The sequence below is a fragment of the Bacillus sp. FSL M8-0266 genome (assembly GCF_038613425.1).
GTDB classification, from domain to species: Bacteria; Bacillota; Bacilli; order Bacillales; family Bacillaceae; genus Bacillus; species Bacillus pumilus.
Genome location: NZ_CP152015.1, coordinates 2851113 through 2872327 on the forward strand (window position 1 = coordinate 2851113; position 21215 = coordinate 2872327).

General features: G+C 42.1%; 25 protein-coding genes, 1 tRNA gene, 1 rRNA gene and 1 riboswitch. Of the genes, 7 read left to right on the forward strand and 20 right to left on the reverse strand.

The window, feature by feature from the left end:
- Positions 1–178: 178 nt before the first annotated feature.
- Positions 179–1727 (reverse strand): 16S ribosomal RNA (locus MKY83_RS14750).
- Between the two features lie 392 nt (positions 1728–2119).
- A riboswitch (TPP riboswitch) is annotated at positions 2120–2221 on the forward strand.
- Positions 2222–2320: 99 nt separating this feature from the next.
- On the opposite strand from MKY83_RS14750, the gene thiT reads away from it, so the two are divergent.
- Complete coding sequence (gene thiT / locus MKY83_RS14755; protein ID WP_044140737.1) at positions 2321–2896, forward strand: energy-coupled thiamine transporter ThiT; 576 nt, start codon at positions 2321–2323, stop codon at positions 2894–2896.
- A 240-nt stretch (positions 2897–3136) separates the two neighbouring features.
- Here the strand turns inward: thiT and MKY83_RS14760 are convergent, their stop codons facing one another.
- Positions 3137–3691, reverse strand: coding sequence for a GNAT family N-acetyltransferase (locus MKY83_RS14760; protein WP_044140739.1), 555 nt, complete (start codon positions 3689–3691; stop codon positions 3137–3139).
- A 169-nt stretch (positions 3692–3860) separates the two neighbouring features.
- On the opposite strand from MKY83_RS14760, the gene MKY83_RS14765 reads away from it, so the two are divergent.
- The 3 genes from MKY83_RS14765 to ftsW are packed head-to-tail and all read left to right on the forward strand — an operon-like array spanning position 3861 to position 6804.
- Positions 3861–4496, forward strand: a complete 636-nt coding sequence (locus MKY83_RS14765; RefSeq protein WP_106067638.1) for a DUF1232 domain-containing protein — start codon at positions 3861–3863, stop codon at positions 4494–4496.
- 14 nt (positions 4497–4510) lie between these two features.
- Positions 4511–5665, forward strand: coding sequence for a rod shape-determining protein RodA (rodA, locus tag MKY83_RS14770; RefSeq protein ID WP_106067637.1), 1155 nt, complete (start codon positions 4511–4513; stop codon positions 5663–5665).
- Entirely contained in the window at positions 5662–6804 is a 1143-nt protein-coding gene (gene ftsW, locus MKY83_RS14775) for a putative lipid II flippase FtsW (protein WP_189318740.1), read from the forward strand. The genes rodA and ftsW overlap by 4 nt, the downstream gene beginning before the upstream one ends.
- A gap of 152 nt (positions 6805–6956) precedes the next feature.
- Here ftsW and MKY83_RS14780 read toward each other — a convergent pair whose 3' ends face one another.
- Both MKY83_RS14780 and MKY83_RS14785 read right to left on the reverse strand, forming a co-directional pair.
- A complete protein-coding gene (locus MKY83_RS14780) occupies positions 6957–8504 on the reverse strand; it encodes a flotillin family protein (protein ID WP_003213366.1) in 1548 nt (515 codons plus the stop codon).
- Positions 8505–8515: 11 nt separating this feature from the next.
- A complete protein-coding gene (locus MKY83_RS14785) occupies positions 8516–9046 on the reverse strand; it encodes a hypothetical protein (protein ID WP_065098973.1) in 531 nt (176 codons plus the stop codon).
- Positions 9047–9250: 204 nt separating this feature from the next.
- On the opposite strand from MKY83_RS14785, the gene MKY83_RS14790 reads away from it, so the two are divergent.
- Positions 9251–9730: a DinB family protein gene (locus MKY83_RS14790; protein WP_065099101.1), complete on the forward strand. Its 480-nt coding sequence runs from the start codon at positions 9251–9253 to the stop codon at positions 9728–9730.
- Between the two features lie 208 nt (positions 9731–9938).
- On the opposite strand, the gene MKY83_RS14795 is transcribed toward MKY83_RS14790, so the two are convergent.
- Both MKY83_RS14795 and betB read right to left on the reverse strand, forming a co-directional pair.
- Positions 9939–11147 (reverse strand): iron-containing alcohol dehydrogenase, encoded by a 1209-nt coding sequence (locus MKY83_RS14795; RefSeq protein ID WP_065098974.1) that lies wholly within the window; start codon positions 11145–11147, stop codon positions 9939–9941.
- Between the two features lie 27 nt (positions 11148–11174).
- A complete protein-coding gene (gene betB, locus MKY83_RS14800) occupies positions 11175–12644 on the reverse strand; it encodes a betaine-aldehyde dehydrogenase (RefSeq protein WP_065098975.1) in 1470 nt (489 codons plus the stop codon).
- Positions 12645–12851: 207 nt separating this feature from the next.
- Here betB and MKY83_RS14805 point away from each other — a divergent pair, with 207 nt between their 5' ends.
- On the forward strand, positions 12852–13409 hold the full coding sequence (locus MKY83_RS14805; RefSeq protein ID WP_065098976.1) for a GbsR/MarR family transcriptional regulator: 558 nt from the start codon (positions 12852–12854) through the stop codon (positions 13407–13409).
- Positions 13410–13481: 72 nt separating this feature from the next.
- Positions 13482–13554, forward strand: a tRNA-Ala gene (locus tag MKY83_RS14810).
- A 54-nt stretch (positions 13555–13608) separates the two neighbouring features.
- Here the strand turns inward: MKY83_RS14810 and MKY83_RS14815 are convergent.
- The 14 genes from MKY83_RS14815 to MKY83_RS14880 form a co-directional block, all read right to left on the reverse strand.
- Entirely contained in the window at positions 13609–13797 is a 189-nt protein-coding gene (locus tag MKY83_RS14815; protein ID WP_044140750.1) for a hypothetical protein, read from the reverse strand.
- A gap of 114 nt (positions 13798–13911) precedes the next feature.
- The gene (locus MKY83_RS14820) at positions 13912–14715 is read right to left on the reverse strand and encodes an N-acetylmuramoyl-L-alanine amidase (RefSeq protein ID WP_065099028.1); all 804 of its coding nucleotides are present in this window, start codon (positions 14713–14715) and stop codon (positions 13912–13914) included.
- 19 nt (positions 14716–14734) lie between these two features.
- Positions 14735–14998: a phage holin gene (locus MKY83_RS14825; protein ID WP_003212734.1), complete on the reverse strand. Its 264-nt coding sequence runs from the start codon at positions 14996–14998 to the stop codon at positions 14735–14737.
- Between the two features lie 11 nt (positions 14999–15009).
- On the reverse strand, positions 15010–15222 hold the full coding sequence (locus MKY83_RS14830) for a BhlA/UviB family holin-like peptide (protein ID WP_003213245.1): 213 nt from the start codon (positions 15220–15222) through the stop codon (positions 15010–15012).
- 36 nt (positions 15223–15258) lie between these two features.
- Positions 15259–15402, reverse strand: coding sequence for an XkdX family protein (locus MKY83_RS14835; RefSeq protein WP_185106824.1), 144 nt, complete (start codon positions 15400–15402; stop codon positions 15259–15261).
- 177 nt (positions 15403–15579) lie between these two features.
- Positions 15580–15798: a hypothetical protein gene (locus MKY83_RS14840; protein WP_065099029.1), complete on the reverse strand. Its 219-nt coding sequence runs from the start codon at positions 15796–15798 to the stop codon at positions 15580–15582.
- 96 nt (positions 15799–15894) lie between these two features.
- A complete protein-coding gene (locus MKY83_RS14845) occupies positions 15895–17025 on the reverse strand; it encodes a pyocin knob domain-containing protein (RefSeq protein WP_065099030.1) in 1131 nt (376 codons plus the stop codon).
- A 7-nt stretch (positions 17026–17032) separates the two neighbouring features.
- Positions 17033–17206 (reverse strand): hypothetical protein, encoded by a 174-nt coding sequence (locus MKY83_RS14850; protein ID WP_003212881.1) that lies wholly within the window; start codon positions 17204–17206, stop codon positions 17033–17035.
- The gene (locus tag MKY83_RS14855; RefSeq protein WP_065099031.1) at positions 17203–17532 is read right to left on the reverse strand and encodes an XkdW family protein; all 330 of its coding nucleotides are present in this window, start codon (positions 17530–17532) and stop codon (positions 17203–17205) included. Before MKY83_RS14855 ends, MKY83_RS14850 begins: the two co-directional genes overlap by 4 nt.
- Positions 17533–17542: 10 nt before the next feature.
- The gene (locus tag MKY83_RS14860) at positions 17543–18421 is read right to left on the reverse strand and encodes a hypothetical protein (protein WP_065099032.1); all 879 of its coding nucleotides are present in this window, start codon (positions 18419–18421) and stop codon (positions 17543–17545) included.
- Positions 18422–18435: 14 nt separating this feature from the next.
- Positions 18436–18819, reverse strand: a complete 384-nt coding sequence (locus tag MKY83_RS14865; protein ID WP_065099033.1) for a phage tail protein — start codon at positions 18817–18819, stop codon at positions 18436–18438.
- An 11-nt stretch (positions 18820–18830) separates the two neighbouring features.
- Complete coding sequence (locus MKY83_RS14870; RefSeq protein ID WP_185106828.1) at positions 18831–19754, reverse strand: YmfQ family protein; 924 nt, start codon at positions 19752–19754, stop codon at positions 18831–18833.
- Positions 19738–20787, reverse strand: a complete 1050-nt coding sequence (locus MKY83_RS14875) for a baseplate J/gp47 family protein (RefSeq protein WP_185106830.1) — start codon at positions 20785–20787, stop codon at positions 19738–19740. Before MKY83_RS14875 ends, MKY83_RS14870 begins: the two co-directional genes overlap by 17 nt.
- Complete coding sequence (locus MKY83_RS14880) at positions 20780–21202, reverse strand: DUF2634 domain-containing protein (RefSeq protein WP_012011034.1); 423 nt, start codon at positions 21200–21202, stop codon at positions 20780–20782. Before MKY83_RS14880 ends, MKY83_RS14875 begins: the two co-directional genes overlap by 8 nt.
- Between the last annotated feature and the right edge of the window lie 13 nt (positions 21203–21215).

A 21215-nucleotide genomic window follows, 5' to 3' on the forward strand; every position in this document is an offset into this window, starting at 1 on the left:
CTTACTTTAGAAAGAATCACTATGTGTGATGAACTTTGCATTGCATTCAATGTGAATGTATTACTTATTGTTATCTAGTTTTCAAAGAACAATCCTGTCTCGCTAGAGACATGTTTTGAAGGAATGATCCTTCAAAACTAAACAAGACGAAAACGTACACTGCTCCATATATCCTTAGAAAGGAGGTGATCCAGCCGCACCTTCCGATACGGCTACCTTGTTACGACTTCACCCCAATCATCTGTCCCACCTTCGGCGGCTGGCTCCATAAAGGTTACCTCACCGACTTCGGGTGTTACAAACTCTCGTGGTGTGACGGGCGGTGTGTACAAGGCCCGGGAACGTATTCACCGCGGCATGCTGATCCGCGATTACTAGCGATTCCAGCTTCACGCAGTCGAGTTGCAGACTGCGATCCGAACTGAGAACAGATTTATGGGATTGGCTAAACCTTGCGGTCTCGCAGCCCTTTGTTCTGTCCATTGTAGCACGTGTGTAGCCCAGGTCATAAGGGGCATGATGATTTGACGTCATCCCCACCTTCCTCCGGTTTGTCACCGGCAGTCACCTTAGAGTGCCCAACTAAATGCTGGCAACTAAGATCAAGGGTTGCGCTCGTTGCGGGACTTAACCCAACATCTCACGACACGAGCTGACGACAACCATGCACCACCTGTCACTCTGTCCCCGAAGGGAAAGCCCTATCTCTAGGGTTGTCAGAGGATGTCAAGACCTGGTAAGGTTCTTCGCGTTGCTTCGAATTAAACCACATGCTCCACCGCTTGTGCGGGCCCCCGTCAATTCCTTTGAGTTTCAGTCTTGCGACCGTACTCCCCAGGCGGAGTGCTTAATGCGTTAGCTGCAGCACTAAGGGGCGGAAACCCCCTAACACTTAGCACTCATCGTTTACGGCGTGGACTACCAGGGTATCTAATCCTGTTCGCTCCCCACGCTTTCGCTCCTCAGCGTCAGTTACAGACCAGAGAGTCGCCTTCGCCACTGGTGTTCCTCCACATCTCTACGCATTTCACCGCTACACGTGGAATTCCACTCTCCTCTTCTGCACTCAAGTTTCCCAGTTTCCAATGACCCTCCCCGGTTGAGCCGGGGGCTTTCACATCAGACTTAAGAAACCGCCTGCGAGCCCTTTACGCCCAATAATTCCGGACAACGCTTGCCACCTACGTATTACCGCGGCTGCTGGCACGTAGTTAGCCGTGGCTTTCTGGTTAGGTACCGTCAAGGTGCGAGCAGTTACTCTCGCACTTGTTCTTCCCTAACAACAGAGCTTTACGATCCGAAAACCTTCATCACTCACGCGGCGTTGCTCCGTCAGACTTTCGTCCATTGCGGAAGATTCCCTACTGCTGCCTCCCGTAGGAGTCTGGGCCGTGTCTCAGTCCCAGTGTGGCCGATCACCCTCTCAGGTCGGCTACGCATCGTCGCCTTGGTGAGCCATTACCCCACCAACTAGCTAATGCGCCGCGGGTCCATCTGTAAGTGACAGCCGAAACCGTCTTTCATCCTTGAACCATGCGGTTCAAGGAACTATCCGGTATTAGCTCCGGTTTCCCGGAGTTATCCCAGTCTTACAGGCAGGTTACCCACGTGTTACTCACCCGTCCGCCGCTAACATCCGGGAGCAAGCTCCCTTCTGTTCGCTCGACTTGCATGTATTAGGCACGCCGCCAGCGTTCGTCCTGAGCCAGGATCAAACTCTCCGAAAAAGTACAAAACCGAAGTTTTGTTTTTCGTCAGCGTTTGACTGACTACCTATGATATAACATAGGATTTTTTTATAAAAACTCGAATTAACAGGTACGTTTTGTCTTGTTTAGTTTTCAAAGATCATCTTCGCCGTCTCTCAAAGGCGACTTTATTAATATAACATTCTATCAAGATAAAGTCAACAACTTTTTTCTTTATGTTATTTAATAACCGCGCTGTTTTAGCGGCGAATACAAATATAACACCTTTTGAGAGAGGAAACAAGTATTTTTTCTAAATAATTTATTTTTTCTTATCTCTTCCTATATAATTATACAAAAATTGATTGTCACAGGAATTCTCTATTGTTGATCCTGAAGGTCTTTAGTATATTTATAATAGAAGAAAACTAAATAACCGCAGGGGGAGCTTTGTGCTGAGAGTGAACATTCGTTGTTCTGACCCTTTGAACCTGTCAGTTAATACTGAAGTAGGAATGTGGATTCAATTGAATACATGTGGTGTATTCAACTCGATATGTTTTTCTATGAATAACATACTCATCCTTACACGGTCTCTCCTTGCTCAATTCATGAAAAGGGAGATTTTTTTTATGCAGCAATCAAATCAATTGGTACGACTGATGGAAATCGCAATTATGACTTCACTTGCACTAGTATTAGATTACTTATCAGGTCTCTTTTTAAGAATGCCGAACGGCGGATCTCTTGCGCTGATTATGATACCCGTCATTCTTATGTCTATTAGATGGGGAATATCAACCGGGTTTATCATTGGTGTGCTTATTGCAGGCCTTCAGCTGATGAATGGCCCTATTATCGCTACACCAGTTCAAGGATTTCTCGATTATTTCGTCGCATCTGTTGTCATTTCCCTAAGCGGCCTATTTTCTGGATTGATTAAAAAAGCCATTCAGGATCAAAAGCGAAAGCAGCAATTCTTCTATATTACCTTATCCGTATTTGTTGCAAGTTTCTTTAGACTGTTGACGTTCTTTATCTCTGGTGTTGTTTTCTTTTCTCATTATGCACCAAAAGGAACTCCAGGTTGGGTTTACTCTTTAATTTATAACAGCACATATATGGTTCCTTCATTTATTATTTGCAGTATCGTTCTTTGCATACTCATACCAAGTGCATCTCGTTTGGTTTTTCCTCACCAAAAATAACTGGCTGATTTCAGCTGGTTATTTTTTTATGCATAATTTGCCGCTCTATGGAATCTATTAATAGTAGAAGATTTCATGTTGGAGGTACGCCAATGAACCCTTACTCCATTATGCTGTGCTGCTATATTCTCAGTCTTGCTTATTTTTTGGCAGGTTTCCATGAAGCTTTAAAAATAGCAGGAATAAAAGGAAAAGTAGAAGCTTCTCCTCTTATCTCTTATATGTTGCTAGCTGTGCTTTTCACTTTTTTCTCTCATTATTATTGGAAGCTGACGATTTAATTCGGTGTAGATGGTCATTTAATACAGGCAGCTCCCACCCATACCCTATTTCATCATGCTTCTCGCCAGCCAGCTCGAACTGGCTGGTAACGACAAAATGAGGTTGAAGCTTTTGATAAAAATGCTTTGCCGAATTTTGTTCAAATACCCACAGCATGATATTCTGATACCCTTTCTCTATTAAATAACTCACTCCTTCTGCAATTAAAGCGATACCTGCTCCTGATCTCTGTTTCTCTTGCAATAAATAGATCGCGTAAAGTTCTCCATCATATGTTGGATAGCGCTCATCACGTTGTTTTCCAAAAGAAGCAAAACCAAATACCCCCTCGGCATCTTCTGCGACAAACGTCCCTTCAAGTGACCTTCTTCTCCAGCTCTCTTCTCGATCTTCTATATTTAAACCATCCAAATAATCCTGATTAATAATGCCTTGATAAGTCGTCTGCCAGCTCTTCACATGTATTTCGGCAATTTTAGGAATATCTTGTTGTACAGCATGCCTCACCTTCATTCGCGCCACTCCTTCTCACTGTTTTCATCCTATCTTTATTATGATAAATTCCTATTTCCTAAAATTCAATCAATAAAGGATATTCGTTGACATTTTGTCAACACGCCTTTATATTGGGTACGACTTCTTTTATAGAAGAGTTGATACATCATACAAAGGATGGCGTAAAATGGATTCTAAAACAACTGAGCTTGGGTCTCTCTTAAAGGAAAGATTGCAACAACGTTCTCTATCTTTAAGAGAGCTCAGCACGTACACAGGAATTGATAAAGCGACACTGTCTCGAATCATGAATGGAAAAAGAAAACCAACTTTGAATCATCTGCAGCGGCTTTCAGATTCTCTGAACCTATCATTAGATCAACTATTAGCTGCTTCAGGGTTTCCAATCAAAAACGAAAAGGTACATAGTGATACGTTCATACAAACGGTCGTAGAGATCGAAAAAACACTGAAAGATGAGAAGGTCTACGACGGTACATTTAGTCAGATCAAATTGAAACAAAAGCTAAACGAATATGAGACCTATAGCCAAACAAACGAGGGAAAAGAAACGATCTCAGCAAAGTTTGAGAAAAAGATGGAGGCGGTAAACGGCGCCGGGCCATTCCTTCAGCATTTGAAAGACATGTACAGCTTATTTATGACCGAACGAGGTACTTCTCGAGAATTAATGCTGATGGGGGGCACACTCCTTTATTTCATTATGCCTGTTGACTTAATACCAGATTTTATTTTTCCGATCGGCTATATTGATGATGCTGCGGCTGTGAAAATCGTCATAGACCAGCTGACAAATAGGTAGCAGGAAAAGAAGCTATGAAAAAACAGTACAACATTGACTTCATACTTTTACTCACTGTGATTTGTTTATTTGTCATCAGCCTGATAGCTGTATATAGCGGATCAGGACAGTATGAATCGCAGGATATGTTTTATTTCGTCAAAAGACAAATTTTCTGGTATATCGTCGGTTTCGGTCTTATGGCCGTTGCTGCATACTTTGATTATGAACTTCTTGAGCGTTTATCTTTTCGGTTATTTACAGGTGGTATTTTTCTCATTATTCTTGTGCATTTTTTCGGAACGAGTCAAAACGGATCCCAAAGATGGATCAGCTTCGGTTCAATTAAAGTTCAGCCATCAGAGTTCATGAAAATTTTTGTGATCCTGCTGCTAGCGGCTGTCTTGAACCAATACAAGCATCAGCGATTTTCGTTTAAAGAAAGCATCATTCCTACAAGTAAAATCGTTTGCTGGACCGTTGTCCCTTTTTTCCTCATCTTAATTCAGCCTGATTTAGGGACAGCGCTCGTGATATTATCTATCGCCTTTACACTGATGCTTGTGTCAGGAATTTCTAGCAAGATGATGGCCGCATTAATGGCTTCTTTTCTTGCACTTCTTTCATTTTTGGTCTACTTACACAACGAACACTTTGAGCATTTCACAAAAATCATTAAGCCACATCAGCTTGATCGCATTTATGGCTGGCTCTCTCCCGATGAATTTGATTCAACATACGGGTATCAGCTGAAACAATCGATGCTCGGCATTGGATCAGGTCAATTATCAGGTAGCGGTTTTACACAGGGGCATCAAGTACAAGGAGGTAATATCCCTGAAGCGCATACGGATTTTATCTTTGCCGTCATTGGTGAGGAGTTTGGTTTTATCGGCGCCTCCCTTTTGATGTGTTTGTACTTAATGATGATTTACCGAATCATTCATGTGGCTATGCATGCTAATACGCTTTATGGATTGTACATATGTGCAGGTGTCGTTGGGCTGATCGTGTTTCAAGTTTTCCAAAACGTAGGGATGACAATCGGTTTAATGCCTGTGACGGGACTTGCGCTTCCTTTTATCAGCTATGGAGGCAGTGCGCTATTGACTAACATGACCGCCATTGGCCTCGTGTTTAGTGTCAATATCAGGTCATCATCCTATATGTTTGGAGACAACTGGAATTGAAGATGATGGCATTTCTTCTATCTCATTTCAAAAAAGTTGACCGCGTTCTTGTTGGAACGATTGTGTTCCTCTGCTTATTTGGTTTACTGATGGTGTACAGTGCAAGTTATCCTTTAGGAGAAGTGAAGTATGAGAAGGGCAGCTATTTCTTTATCAAACAATGGCAATGGCTCCTGATTGGGGGATTCTTTTTCTTCATTGCCGCTCTTTTCCCTTATCAGATTTATCGTAAATGGATGAAATGGCTTGTCATGCTGTCATTGCTATGTCTCATCCTAGTCCTGATTCCTGGAATCGGTGTTGTCAAAAACAATTCACAGCGGTGGATTCAGCTGGGCTCTCTTATGCTCCAACCTTCTGAAGCTGTGAAACTAGTGATGGTGATCTATTTTGCCTATGTGTACGCGAAAAAACAGGCGTACATTACATCTTTTAAAAAAGGCGTGCTGCCGCCACTCATCCTTTTAAGTCTTGTTTTTATATTAATCTTAAAGCAGCCTGATTTAGGCACAGCTGTGTCTATTTTATCAAGCTGTGGCATCATTTTATTATGTGCTGGGCTGAAAACGCGCCATCTTATTTTGCTAGGATCGACTGCCGTAGCAGGTATCACTTTTTTTGCAGTGACAGCACCTTACCGTTTGAAGCGGCTGACTTCTTTTCGTGATCCTTTTCAGTATGAAGATGGAGATGGCTATCAGCTGATTCATTCGTATCTCGCAATGAATTCAGGCGGACTGACAGGGAATGGCTTAGGCGGGAGTATTCAAAAGCTAGGCTTTCTCCCCGAAGCCCATACGGATTTTATTATGGCCATTATCAGTGAAGAGCTGGGCATCATGGGGATTTTGATTGTGATGGGTGCATATCTACTCATCATGTATCGCGCAATGCGAATTGTGCGGGCTTTACATGACCCTTTTGGAAAACTGTTAACGATCGGGCTTACGTTTCAAATCATGCTCCAAGCAGTCTTTAATTTAGGTGCTGTCTTTGGTCTTCTTCCGATCACAGGCATTCCGCTTCCCTTCATTAGTTATGGCGGCTCCTCCCTAGTGTTCATGATGATATCTGCTGGTATTCTCGTAAATCTTTCTTCATATGTAAAAAGGAATCCATATCGGGCGCATGCCAAATAGACACCTTCTGTTGGAAGGTGTCTCAGCGTGTAGACAAACCCTCGCATTCGTTGTCAGGTCTGCGCGCTGGTGCTCACGAATGTTCAATTCGCTCCGCGCCAGTGCTCGACCCTTCCTAGACTTCAAAGGTTTTCTATCACGCTGAATTGATTTTATTCTTCTATTTGAGTATCAGCGATCTCTTTTTTTCTTGGTTGTTTGATTTCATTCGTTAGTTCCTGAATGCTTTGCTTCACATTGCCTTTGCCGGAAAAGTTCTCAATAATTTCTTTGACGTCAATTCCAGAGGATGCTTTCAGGCTTTCTTGCAGACTGGACATGAGGTTTGTAGCATAGCCAGTGACTTTATTGGCACCGCTACCTTCTCCGTTACCTCCCGTATCCACAACCGTAATTTTATCAATGTTAGAAAGTGGTGCAGAGACTTGCTTCGCATATTCAGGAAGCATTTTCACAATCATATCAAGGATTGCTGCCTGACCATACTGTTCGAATGCTTCAGCGATTTTCTCTTTCGCTTCCGCTTCCGCAAGTCCTTTCAGTCTAATGACTTCTGCTTCTGTTTCCCCTTTCGCACGATCAGCTTCCGCTTTGGCAAGCCCGTCAATTCGGACTTTCTCAGCTTCTGCTTTTGCCATTGCTTCAATGCTGTATTTCTTGGCATCTGCTTCAGCGAGGCGTTTCGCTTTTTCCGCCGCAGCTGACTGCTCAACCGCATAACGATCCGCATCTGCTTTCTTTTTCACTTCAGAATCGTATTGACGCTCACGACGCTGGATCTCTTTTTCTTCTAATTCAATTTGCTTCTGACGTTCAATGATTTTCACTTGCATTTCTTGTTCAGTTACGTGCTGACGGTTACGTGCTGTTTCAAGATCGTACGCTTGGTCGGCACTTGCTTTTGCTGTATCTTGTTCACGTCTGAATTCTGCTCTTTTCAGCTCATTGATCTTTTCTGCTTCAGCGATTTCAGTGGCACGCTCAAGCTCAGATTTCTTCGCATCTTTATCTGCTTCTGCACGTTTGATACGTGTTTCTTTATCTGCTTCTGCTGTTGCAATATCTGCATCGCGTTTCACTTGGGCAATTCTAGGTTTACCTAGTGATTCTAAATAGCCATTTTTATCACGGACATCTTTGATTGTAAACGATACAATGACAAGGCCCATTTTCGCTAGATCTTGAGAAGCGACACGCTGTACTTCTTGAGAAAATTTCTCTCTGTTTTTATAAATCTCTTCAACTGTCATTGACCCTAAAATGGAGCGAAGGTGTCCTTCTAAAACTTCTCTCGCTTCGTTTTCGCGGTCTTCTTTTGTTTTACCTAAAAATTGCTCTGCAGCAGTAGCAATTTCTTCAATCGATCCGCCGATTTTAATGATGGCTGTTCCGTCCGCCATGACTGGAACACCTTGTTCAGTATAGACTTCAGGTGTTGAAACATCTAGCTTGCTAGATAGTAAGCTGAGCGGCTCTGCTTGTTGAAAAACAGGGAGTACAAAGGTACCTCCTCCTCTTACAATCTTAATCTTGTTTCCACCTTCATCCACGTGGACATTTTTACTTCCTAGGTAACTTCCTGTGACGATTAACGCTTCATCTGGACCTGCAGTCCGGTATTTCGAAACAAATACACCAATAAGTGCAATCAGAATCACAAGCACAATTCCAATGATAATCAAAATGGTTGTTCCTGGCATAGCATTCCCTCCTAGATTTCTTCATTTGGTATAACTGATAAGACGCCTTTGTTCACTTCGACGACCAGTACCTGAGTTCCATATGGAATCTCCTCTTCGTCGAAACTGACGGCAGGCTTTGAGATTTTCCCGCTATTACTAATTAACAGCACTTCTCCAAACCCGTCTTTTGGAACAGATACAATGATCTCCCCAGTTCTTCCTTTTAAGTCGGCCTCCGTATATGAGAGAGATTCTTCAGCTGAGGAAAGCGGGACTAAGACAAATACATTCAAACAGGTCACAAGAACTACTGCGAGGATGGCAGATAAGACTGCGCCAAGTCCACTCCCTACAATTGCTGTTTTTTCAGAGATAAACCCTCCAGCCGAGAAAAAGGTAAGAAATGCGAGAATTAATGTTGGTTGAAGGAATGGAACAGGAATCGCTTCAAACAATCCATCAAATACATCGCCGAAAAAGACGAAAACAAGTGTCAGGATTCCTGATATCATCAATATGTATAAATACAGCGTCTGAAGTGGCAGCCCGAACACATCCATCTTCCTCACCCTTTCTTCATGAAATGAACAGCCTTTGTTTCATTTAGACCATGCTCACCTCCAATGTATTCCTTCTAACAGGTAATACGAACCACTTTTGTAAAGGTTTCAAATTTCCTCACAATTCTTCACAGGAATTCGCCGATAGCTAAAGAATGATTGTCATGTACCAGTATGTTAAAATTTGATCTTGAGGTGATGAAAATGAGTTTATTACATGATGCAAGACAAGAATTGTGGCAAGAGCTACAAGGTTTGAACGAAGAACAATTGAATCAAAAATTATCTGATGATACTTGGAGTATTCAAGAGGTGGCAGATCATTTAAAGAAGATGGACCTCGTGGCAGCAAAACATCTAGCTGCTGAGGGAAAAAAAGCACCGATCAAAGAATATGAGCCAAAGCCGGTGGAAATGGCAGAGGATCGTTCTAGAAAAGCGACTGCGCCTAATATTGTTGAGCCTGAGCGCAAGCATGTGACACCTACACATTTAAAAGATGAGCTCGATACAGCACGTGAGCAGCTCAATCAAATTTTATCAACATTTACTGAGGATGATTTCAAGCGCGTCATTGCACACCCTGTGTTTGAAGAGTTATCCCTTAAGCAATATCTTGATTTTATCGGCGCACACGAAAAACGCCATATCCATCAAATCAAAGAAATTAAAGAACAGCTATAAGACATAAAAAAGACTCCCTTTTGGGAGCCTTTTCAGCGTGTAGACAAACCCTCGCATTCGGTGTCAGTCCTGCGTGCTGGTGCTCACGAATGTCAAATTCGCTCCGCTCCAGTACTCGTCCTTCCTAGACTTCAAAGGTTTTCTATCACGCTGAGCTGAAAAGAAGACAAAGGGCTAAAATAAAGATCATTTTAGCCTTTTTTCATTGTTACACTGTTTTAGGTGTTAGATCAAAACAGCGAGCATAAATCCAGTTGTACGCTTTTTCGTTTAGATCTCTTGGGTTTCCAATTGTTTGCGGATCTTTCATTGCTTCTTTAGATAAGCGGTCAATCATATCTTTTGATACACCTTGTTCTTCTAATGAAGGAACTTCTAGGTCTTCCACTAAATCATACATCCAGTTCACTGCTGCTTTTGCGGCTTCCTCTGTTGACATTCGGCTAATATTAATTCCAAATGCTTGCGCAATACGAGCAAATTTTTCGGGATACCCTTTCCAGTTATACTCCATCACCGGTCCCATCATTGCTGCGACACACTGACCGTGCGCTACAGGAATAATGCCTCCGAGTGTTTGACTCATCGCATGTGCAGCTCCAGCTGATTCGCTTCCATAAGAAAGCCCGGCAAGCATTGCAGCTTGTGCCATTCCATACCTGGCTTCTAAGTCCTCACCATCGGCAAAGGCACGGCGAATATAATGAGCTGCATATTCAATGGCCATGAGCGCGACCGCATCTGTAATAGGCTGAGCAAATTTCATTGTATAGCATTCAATGGCGTGTGCAAGTGCATCAATTCCAGTCATTGCTGTCACATGAGGCGGCATGGATACATGAAGCTCTGGATCAATGACTGTGAGGTGAGCTGCAATGAGCGGGCCACCTGTGTTGAATTTGAATTCTCTTTCTTCATCTGTAATCACTGCCCACTGCGTTACTTCTGAACCTGTACCAGCCGTTGTTGGAATAGTGGTTAAAGGTGGGATTCTCTTTTCAAGCGGTTTTTTTCCCTCTGCCGCTTCGTAATCAAGGACTGAGCCTTCATGCGTCGCTTCTACACCGATCGCCTTCGCTGTATCCATTGAGCTTCCGCCGCCTACTGCAACTAATCCATTACAGCCTTCTTTTTCATATAACGCAGAGCCTTCATTCACTAACCGGACTGGCGGGTTTGGCTCTACTTTATCAAATAGCACCACATCGATTTGTGCTTCTTTTAATGAAGCAATCACTGGATCTACCACGCCCGCCAGGTAAATACCTGGGTCTGTTACAAGTAATACCTTTGAGACACCGTATGCTTTTACTTCTTCCCCAACATGTTTCACTGCACCGATGCCATGTTTGATGACAGTCGGAATTTCAAATGTATGGAATTTCTGCATGCTTTCAATTTTCATATTTAATGTCATATAGAATCTCCTCCAAATGTGTGATTTTTATTGAAACCAACGAATCGCTTCAGGTTTTGTATTACGATATACATGCTTCAGCTCCGTATATTCCTCGAGCCCGGTGCGCCCTAATTCACGTCCTAGACCTGATTGTTTATATCCGCCCCAAGGTGCTTGAGCGAAATAAGGATGGAAATCATTGATCCAAACTGTGCCTAATCTTAATTGACGAGCGACTCTTTCGGCCTTGCTGATATCAGTAGACCACACGGCTCCTGCTAATCCATAAATTGTATCGTTTGCCAGCTCAATCACTTCTTCCTCTGTACGGAAGGATTCAACTGTCAATACTGGGCCAAAGACTTCTTCCTGGACAATCCGCATCTCTGACGTGCAGCCTGAGAAAATCGTTGGCAAGTAGAAGAACCCATTTGAAAGCTCCTCTGCGTCAGGTCTTTTTCCGCCTGTTTCTAATTTGGCGCCTTCATCTAACCCAATGCTGACGTATTTTTCTACTTTTTCTCGATGCTCAGCTGAGATGAGCGGGCCGCTTTGGGTTCCTTCATCAAAGCCATTGCCTAGCTTGATTTTTTTCGTACGCTTCACCAGTTCTTCTAAAAATTCATCATGAATGGATTCTTCCACTAGCAAACGTGAACCTGCTGAACACACTTGCCCTGAATGGAAAAACACAGCATTCATTGCCTGGTCAACCGCTACGTCTAAATCAGCATCTTGAAACACAATATTCGGATTTTTCCCGCCGAGCTCAAGGGCGATTTTCTTCACATTCCCACTGGCTCCCTGCATGATTTTCTTGCCTGTTTCAATACCGCCTGTAAATGAAATCAAATCTACTTGATCATTCACAGCAAGCTCATCACCAACCGTTGCACCTGGCCCAAGGACTAGGTTCGCAACCCCTGCTGGAATGCCTGCTTCTTCCATGAGTTTGAATACTTTGATCGTGGTGAGTGGTGTAATTTCACTAGGCTTTAATACGATTGTATTCCCCGCCGCTAGAGCAGGAGCGATTTTCCAGCTCGCTTGAAGCAATGGATAGTTCCAAGGAGTAATTTGCCCGCATACACCGACAGGCTCTCTGACTAATTCACTTTTTGAGTTCGGGATCGGCGATGCAATAATTTCCCCACCATCTTTGTCGGCAAGCCCTGCATAATATTGGAACACGTTCGCAATATCGTCCATATCAGCTTTGCTTTCCTCTACTGTTTTACCAGTATCAAGCGATTCCAATTTGGCTAGTTCATCAAGATCACGTCTAATCAATTCAGCAATCTTAAACACCATATTTCCTCTTTCAAGTCCAGGCAAGTTTGCCCAGTCACCTTGATCGAAGGCTTTTCTCGCTGCCTTAATGGCGAGCTGCGCGTCATTTCTTGATCCTTCACTGACTGTCGCGATCACTTCTTGATTAAATGGATTGATGATATCCCGCGTGTCGCCACTTTTGGCGCCAACCCATTGTCCATCTATAAATAGTGTTTGACTCATAGAAGGAACCTCCTCTGATTCTTTTCAATAAATTTGTTAAATAAAAATTTAACATTTTGAACATAATTAACGTATCATGTTCAAATTTTTCTGTCAAAGGGAGATATGCTTCATTTTCTTTTGACATTTTGCATTCTTTCGTTAACATATAGTCCATAAAGATTTTTTTGAACGTATTGAATTCTCTAAATAGAAAGCAGGGACAAGATGAAAAAGCAGGAGCAGTCACAAGCAGAGGATCGTATTTTAGCTGCTAAAGATCTAGTCATTGATTCCATAGCTGAAACGATGGATCTCTATGGAATTACACGAAGTGCTGGTATTCTCTATGGGACCATGTATTTAAATGAAGAAATGACGCTGGATGAAATGCGTGAAGAGCTGCAAATGAGCAAGCCAAGTATGAGTACAGGTGTGAAAAAACTGCAAGACATGAATATTGTCAAAAAGACCTTTCACCGAGGACGAAGAAAACATAGCTTTGTTGCTGAAAAAGACTTTTTTAAGTTTTTCATGAACTTCTTTCCACAAAAATGGGAACGAGAGGTCGAGGTCAATTTAGCGGCGATAGAAGAAGCGCAAGTGCGGCTTCAAGAGGTGGCTCGTGATGATCAGCTGGAGGAACATATAAGAGAGGAAGCGCAGCAGCTCATAGAGCAGCTTGAAAGTTCAAAAACCTACTATGACTGGCTGAGACGTTTAGCAGACTCTGTTCATTCAGGGGAAATCTTTGACTATATCCCGATTGATCAGAAAGATAAATAGACGATGTGTGTGCGTTTTAAAGCTTGAATTTTACAGGAGGATTGATTATAATAAATTATGTCGTAACACATCGGGGCATTAGCTCAGCTGGGAGAGCGCTACGCTGGCAGCGTAGAGGTCAGCGGTTCGATCCCGCTATGCTCCATAACGAAAAACCATTCTTGAGAAATCAAGGATGGTTTTTTTATGTATTTATTTCTTACAGCTCTGTTTGTTCTTTGTTTTTTCTTAACCTTAATATCTTTATGATGCGGTACGCAATCACAGAGACATAAGCCGTGATGAGAATAATTGTGTAAGACACAGGATAATCACTCGTCATTCCGTGATAAAAGAAATAGATGAGCAGCACTGACAGTATGATGACTTGGAACAGTTCCTTTTTCATTTCACTCTCCCCTTATGATAGTGATTCGGTCGATTATATCACAAATGATGTCATTTTTTGTTAGCTATCAGCAAGGGGAAATCCATTCACCTGCTGATAGCACTTTATGAATGATCACTTTTTCAGCAATCGTTCGATTTTGTTCTTCGTCTTCGGACCGTATATCCCATCTGCCGCTAGACCATTCATAAGCTGGAACCGCTTGACCGCATTCGCTGTTTTTGATCCATAATAGCCATCAACCCCGTTGTTTTTTGCCCCTTTGTCTGGGTAGAAATAGAGGGAGGATAAGGCTTTTTGCACGGCTATGACTTGTGGTCCTTTTGTTAAGGGCTTGGTTATTTTTAAGATGCCAGATGGCAGATTTGACGATTTCTGTTTGGTAACTGGTGCTTTGTGACTCAAGCTCTCTGTTCGAACTGGCTTTCTTGTGCTTTTGCTGCCGGTACGATCTGTGGCTATTCCAACTTTAAATTGATCCCACCGTCCGAGCAATTTCCTTGGACATTCTTTCCCGCTCCAATGTTTATGAGGCACTACATTTGATAAAGGAATTCCCAAATCGCCCATTAGCTTTCGAATGAGCCATTGGGCATTTTCGACTGCTTGTTCAAAGTTGCCGTCTGCATTTTCACAAATTTCAATTCCGATTGATTTCATATTGCCATTGCCTCTGCCATCTCCTGCGTGCCAGCCGTTTTCGTTTAACGGTAAATGTTGATAAATCACTTGATTGTCGACAGTGTAATGCCAACTGACTCCGGTACTTGAACGTGCAACAAACGCAGCGTGACTCCCCGCATTTGCACCTTTTGCCGTGTTAGAGGTATTATGCACCGTAATATAGAGCGGCTTCATCGTATTTCCTGGTCTGTTGCGGTTGTGTTTTGGAATATAGGCTTGAATGATATTGACCATATTGTTTCTCCTTAAACGATTATTTTGTTAGCCCTCTTTGTTTCAGGGTATCTTTTTGTAATTGACCTTTGTAGGTTACATAATTGTTTTTAAACCAAGCGATAATGGCTGTAACCATCGTAAAAATGGTGGAACCTGCTACATATAGTGCCTCACCAGCGGTTTGTACTTGCTCCTCACTAATCGGCAGCACCGTCTGTCCAAACATGACAAGCGTTTGATTGATGAGCGCAATAAAAAGAAGCACTGTGCGAATCACAGTGCCTTTGTCGAATGTCTTCATGATTTCTCCTCCTATTTTAAATTCCGTTCAATTTTGTCGAGTTTGTCGATCACCACATCATACTTCTCACTAAACTTTGCTAACACATCATTTTGCGCCTCGATTTGTTCATTGAGCTTGTTTTCTCTTTCCTTTGTTGTGTTTAATACATAAAACAGCACCCAACAAAAAAGAACGGCAAACGGGCCTTGTGTCATTAAGTTTTGAACAACATCTACTTCCATTGAAATCACCTTCTTTCCGGCAAAAAAATAAAGCCATTAGGCTTCGTATATTTCTCCAGTTATATTTTGATAGTCTTCTGCCGAGATCCAGCCAATGCTTACATAAATTGCTATGTCCTCTGAGTCGTAACACTGCCAGTCCCAGAATTGTTTGATATCCGCTACAGTCGGAAACATCATTCTGAAGCACCTACTTTTTGCATAGTTAATAGTTGCATGAGTTGTTTCGATAACAAAGCATTTTGTTTCTTTAAAAGTTCTATATCACTTGGCGGGAGAGGGGCTTGCTTTAGGCTATCTATATACTCCTGTGTCGCTGATTCATACCCGTGTTGTTTTTCCACATCAAATGCAGCTTTATAAAAAGCAGGCACCTAACGATTTTATCCCGTTATAAATACTGCCGCCAGATGGGATATTGATCAACTGGGATCCGTTATCATTCGTCATTTTATATAGCTGAGATTGATTCCATTTCTGATTTTCTGTTTTAGATGCATGAGATGTTACATCATTTTCGTGTTGATTGATATGATTTAATAGTTCAGCATCATTTTCAATAATAACCTTTACCATGTCATTAAACAGATCTGCATGGGCTGTATCACTTGTTTTGAAAGTACGTGGTGTCTTTTATCTTCATGTGATTCTCCTTTCACATTGTTTATGGAATTATCTTGTACTGAACTTAAAACCAAATGTAATAAACTCAGTTGGATTAGCATTATTTGAAGATGATTGCACACATACATTTCCATTCTTATCTACTAAGGTTCGATGGAATTGAGGTACTCCAGGTGTCCCTATACTCGAAGCGATACCCACAAAATGGATTGCCTGCTGCGGCCGATATCCTTCAGGCAAAATAAACACTGGGTTATTTCCTAAAATCCCACCTTTTATAGCACCTACTATCTCAACTTCCCCCAAGAGATTCTTTCGATATTTCACTGGCAAATTAATAGGGTCATATTCCTTCCAATTGCCACTAATCTCTTTAGGTGTTTCCCATGAACCTTCTAATAGATCTGATAGCGTGATTTGCTTCTCCCATGGTGTCCATGATTGTGCTTTGTGTCTAAGAACTCTAAAGTATGTGTTCTTCCCATAAACAGATTCGTATGCTATTTGTACTAATGTACTGCCATAACTCATGACCAATAAAAACACTCGATTATGGGAAGGCGATGGACCGTTCACTCCAGTATTATATATAAGATACATCCCTGTCTCCATAAGGGTATTGTAGTCTGTTTCGCTAGCAAATCCATGATAAAAGGGCTTTCCATCATCTTGTGTGATTTTTACTAATTGACCGTTATCCCATCTTTTTCTATCGCTTTCTGTAGGCAGCTTTGTCCATTTAATCGACGTATGTCCGGCTTCGTAATAGAAAAAATAAGCATTACCTGAACTATCCATCGCAAAACCAGAGCCAATATTTTCTTGACCTACTGTCTGCAGCCCTCTGATTGAGACATTTGATGAAGCCGGAGAATCCTCCACACCAGCAGCTGCATAAAAAGTACATGTTCCTTTATCTTTTATCGCATCAAATATTCTGCCGTCAGCAGATACATTAATCAGCTGTCTTCCACTATCTGCTGTGATCTTATAGTTCTGTGAATTATTCCATTTCTTCTTTTCTGTTTCAGATGCGTGTACTCTCGAATCATTTGTATGTTTTAAGAACTGCTCTATTAATCCATGATCATTTTCAAGAAGTACTTTGACCATGTCATTAAACAAATCAGCATGTGCTTTATCATTTACTTCAAAAGGTTTTGGTTCTTTTATTTCCATTCAGTTTTCACTCCCTTGCTTTGATGCTTGGTTCCATTTCTTGTAGCTGCTCTAGAGTGAGCATCCTTTGTTCATATCCTGTTTTTAAATCTTCCATTGAACAATCGCCTAGTTCCACCGCTTGTTTGACCAATTCAGGGGTCACCCATTTAAAATACAACGCCATCACCCAATAATTCATGATTCACGCTCTCTTTTATATAAAAGGAGCTCATTTTTTAGCGCTTTTATTTCGTTTGTTAGATGATCACATTGATGTTCAAGCTGTTTTCTCATGAGCTTTTCTTTGGCTACTTCTTGTGCTAGATAATCTAGCGGAAGAGGCGGTTGATACCTTGGATTGATTTGAGATTCCTCCCACCATTCTTTCAATTCTTCTGCCGTTGGCTTTGGCACATCTAGATGCCACTCATCTATATACGAACCAGCACCGTCATTTCTTAATTCAAAATCCTTTTGCGGGTCCGCATCAGGGTATTTATATTTAATGGCTTCATATAAAATCATTAGAATCCTCCTACACTCTCGGGAAATTGCGGCCGCCTAATTCCGTAATATCGAAATAGTTGTACCAGCCTGAATTATCTGATACATAACGACTAACATCTCCGTCATATCCTGCATACATGTAAATTTCTATATAATCCCCTTTATTAGCCGGTACGTTCGCAGCACCATAAAGTCCCATACTAAAGCTCAACACATCAGATGGGCTTGTCGGACTCTGTCTTTGATGTGCAATATTTTTATACCTTCTACCATTTAAATAGATCGATAATTCAAAGTTTGCGTATCGTTGAAAGGTTTCAACATAAACACCTGCATTCACTGAATACATTCCGTTTTCAGGGCAGATGAAGCGATTATTTTTGATATCAAAATTGTTATGACTGTCTTTTATCTTTCGATTAAAAAGGACTTTTTGATACTCACCTTTGGTTAATAACTGTTTTCCAGTTGTACCTATATTGGCATGACAGAATCCAGAGAGCTTATGCCAGTCGGTCCAACCAGATCCAGTCCACCAATGACGGCACCATGTACCCGTGCTATCAAAATAACTGCCCGCTTCGTTTCCAGTCCCATAGTAATATTGAACAAATCGAAAGTTACTATATTTTTCATTTTTCACAAAGCCAAATCTCGTAGGATATCCGGTATCATTCGCTTGTCCAATATCCATGAACGTAATGCCATCTGGATATTCCTCACCGCTGACTGATGCATCTTGAATGGCTTGATCGCCTGTAAGTTTAAATAAGCTTTCATTTGTGATTCCTTCTATTTGTAGCCTGAGCGCATTGTCATTCTCAACTAGAGTGTCGACCATCCGGTTAAATAAGTTGGCATGTGCTTTGTCAGAGGTTTCAAACGGTAAAGGTGATTTGATGTCCATTTCATTCCCCTCCATTAATAAATATCATCAATCTCAAAAACAAATTCGATGTCGCCGTCTTTTTGTTTGTCTGTCATGGTGCGGATGGCGGTGAATTTGCCGCTTTCGTCGACAAGTGCTAGTTCGTTGATGACTTCTCCTGCAAGTTCTCCTTCGGCGATCGTGCAGGTGTAGCGGATTTTTGCTGGTTCCATGAATGTAAACGAATCAATCTCTTTTTGGACGAGTTCTTTTTTGAGTTTTTGTTCAGTGCCGTCTAGTGAGATCGGTTTCCCATCCTTCGTCCCACCATTTCCAAATGCCATTTTGACGACTTTTGTGAGTTTTGTTCCTTCTGCTCTTGCCTTTGCCATTTGTTGACGTGCATATAATGTTGTTACGGTTAATTGATCAGCCATTGTGATCCTCCTTATAGCTCTATTTTTTGAGAAGTAGCTGCTAGCATTTTTGATCCGTCCAGCGGAACAGATCCGTCGAGAATCCAGTAATGATCCTTAATTAGTAAGCTTGCGCCCTGTTCAGTTTGGACATGTACTGGCAATCGGAACGTCATTTTCTTTTTGGTTTGATGTGACAGCTGGTTTTTTGTGCGTAATGTCAGTGCCGCTTTTTGCCTTGTTTCATGTACCGATCCAGTCATGACATAATTCATGCGATATGTGGTTTCTGACTTGTGCTGAAGCGGCATTCTCATCTTCAACGAATGCTGAAAACGAGTCGGAACCTCTGTTGTCCCTCGTGTTCCGCTCAGATAAAACGTACCATTTAATACAAATTCACCATTGAGTAAAATTGGGATATGATCGAAAAAACCCACTCTGCTTCGCAGTGTGAGCCTCCCGTGATGATCATTTTTTTCATGTACATCGGTATGATGAAATGCAGTGAACGTATAAGCCAAATGAGCCGGCTTTAACGTTTCAAGTATTTCTACAATATATCTAGTGTTTTGCAGATCATCTAGGTTCACACGTAAGGCGAAATGATAGCGATTGGTGGTCAGACGGATGATGGCACTTGGATTTTTGAGAAAACGATTCACCGATTTCTCTAAAGAAAGATACGTGATCGGTGGAATGTTTGACATCATATTGAGTAAGCGTGCTCTGCGAAGTTCAATGGAATCATCTGATTCTCGCTGCACCTTCAGCATTCTTTCCCATCTATTCAATCCCCATGTCGCTGTCAAAGGGAAGAACTGATCCGTTAAATCGAAAATGGATTCATCCAATTGCTCAAACTCTGGCGCTTCTGTTTTGAGCAGGTGATCGACTTCATAAATCTCTGTAAAATATGGCGGCAAGTAGTTTTTCATTTCATCCTGTTTGCTCAATAACCTTCACCTGCCTCAGACGCGGTATCTCAATGTCCTGTAACACTAAGTTTTTTGACTCCCCATTCAATAACACGTTTGCATAATCTGATACACTTTCTGAATGGTACAGAATGTCATTTAATGCGGACATTCGAATGGTACTCTTTTCAAATGCGATTGATTTCAACAGCGCTTTGACCTTTTCTTCTATTTCTTTCTGCGCTCCTTCAAGGGTCCAGTCCATTTGAAGTTCGACGGCTACTTCTATGTCAATATTCAGCCATTTGGCGCTTTCGACGGTCGCTTTTGAACCGATAGGCGCTTGTCCTTCTCCTTCGCCTGGTACTGGGTCAATATATTCCTGTGCTCTTTTAACAAGCAGATCTGATGCAACATCTAGATTGCCGTCTGTAATGACAATTTTGACCGTCCCTTCTCCGTTCCAAAGCGGGAATACCTTCGCTCTGCCAACCCCTGTCACTTCCTCAGCCCATTTTTTATAATGTGCCTTGTTGGCACTGACAGCCTCCCGCCTAGCACGTATTAAGTAGCGATCATATAACGAAGCGTCATCTTCTTCCTCTTGTCCGGGTATCACCAAATCTTTCATGATAATCGATTCAAGCCCTGGGATTGTATCAAGTGAAAGTAGCGGCTGATTTGTTAATTGACCATTGCCGACCCTGCCAGGTGTCTCGCATTCTAGCGTGCCATCAATCGAATATTGGAAATAGACGTCTTCAATAAAAAACCGTGAGCCAGCTGGGATATTGATATCCTCCGGCTGAATAGCTGCGGACCAAACCGCTTTAGTCGCTGCTTTTCTTTCAATTCCTACTTCAGCAGCCCGCCGATCTAGAAACTCTCCTTGTGCTGTATCTGCAAAGACCAGCTCGAATACTTGATCAAGCCAAATATAGGACTGGGCCAGTTCAGCGGCAGCAGGTGCCAAGGCATTCCAAATGACGCTGTTTTCTCTTTTATCTATGTCATCTGGCAGTCTGTCTAGCATTCTTTCCATTAATGCTTCGTACGTTTGTTCCTCAAACATCGCTCTCCATCACCTCCTCTATTTCTAATGTGCCTTCATCTGTGACAATAGCTAGCTTGACATGAAACGAGTCATTTTCCTTAGTGACCTCTATCTCTTCAATATGATCAATCCGTTCGTCCACAATCAATGCTTCCTCTAGTAGCCTCGGAATCTCCATTTCTTTGTATTCATCCGTGGCTTCTGTATCCGTCAAGAGCTCCTGAATTTCAGTGCCAATGTCGTGACTGTAAATAGGATGTGCATACCGCTCTGTCCTAAGTGTCATATAAACGAATTGACGAATTGCTTCAATACCTGAAATGGTTTCACCTGTCAGTCTGCCAGTTTCAACATCTATTCGATACGTCGTTGAGGTTTCCACCTCTTCGTCTTCTTCTGTTTCCTCAATTTCTTCCTCTGGTGAAAGTGCCACGTTCATCACCTCC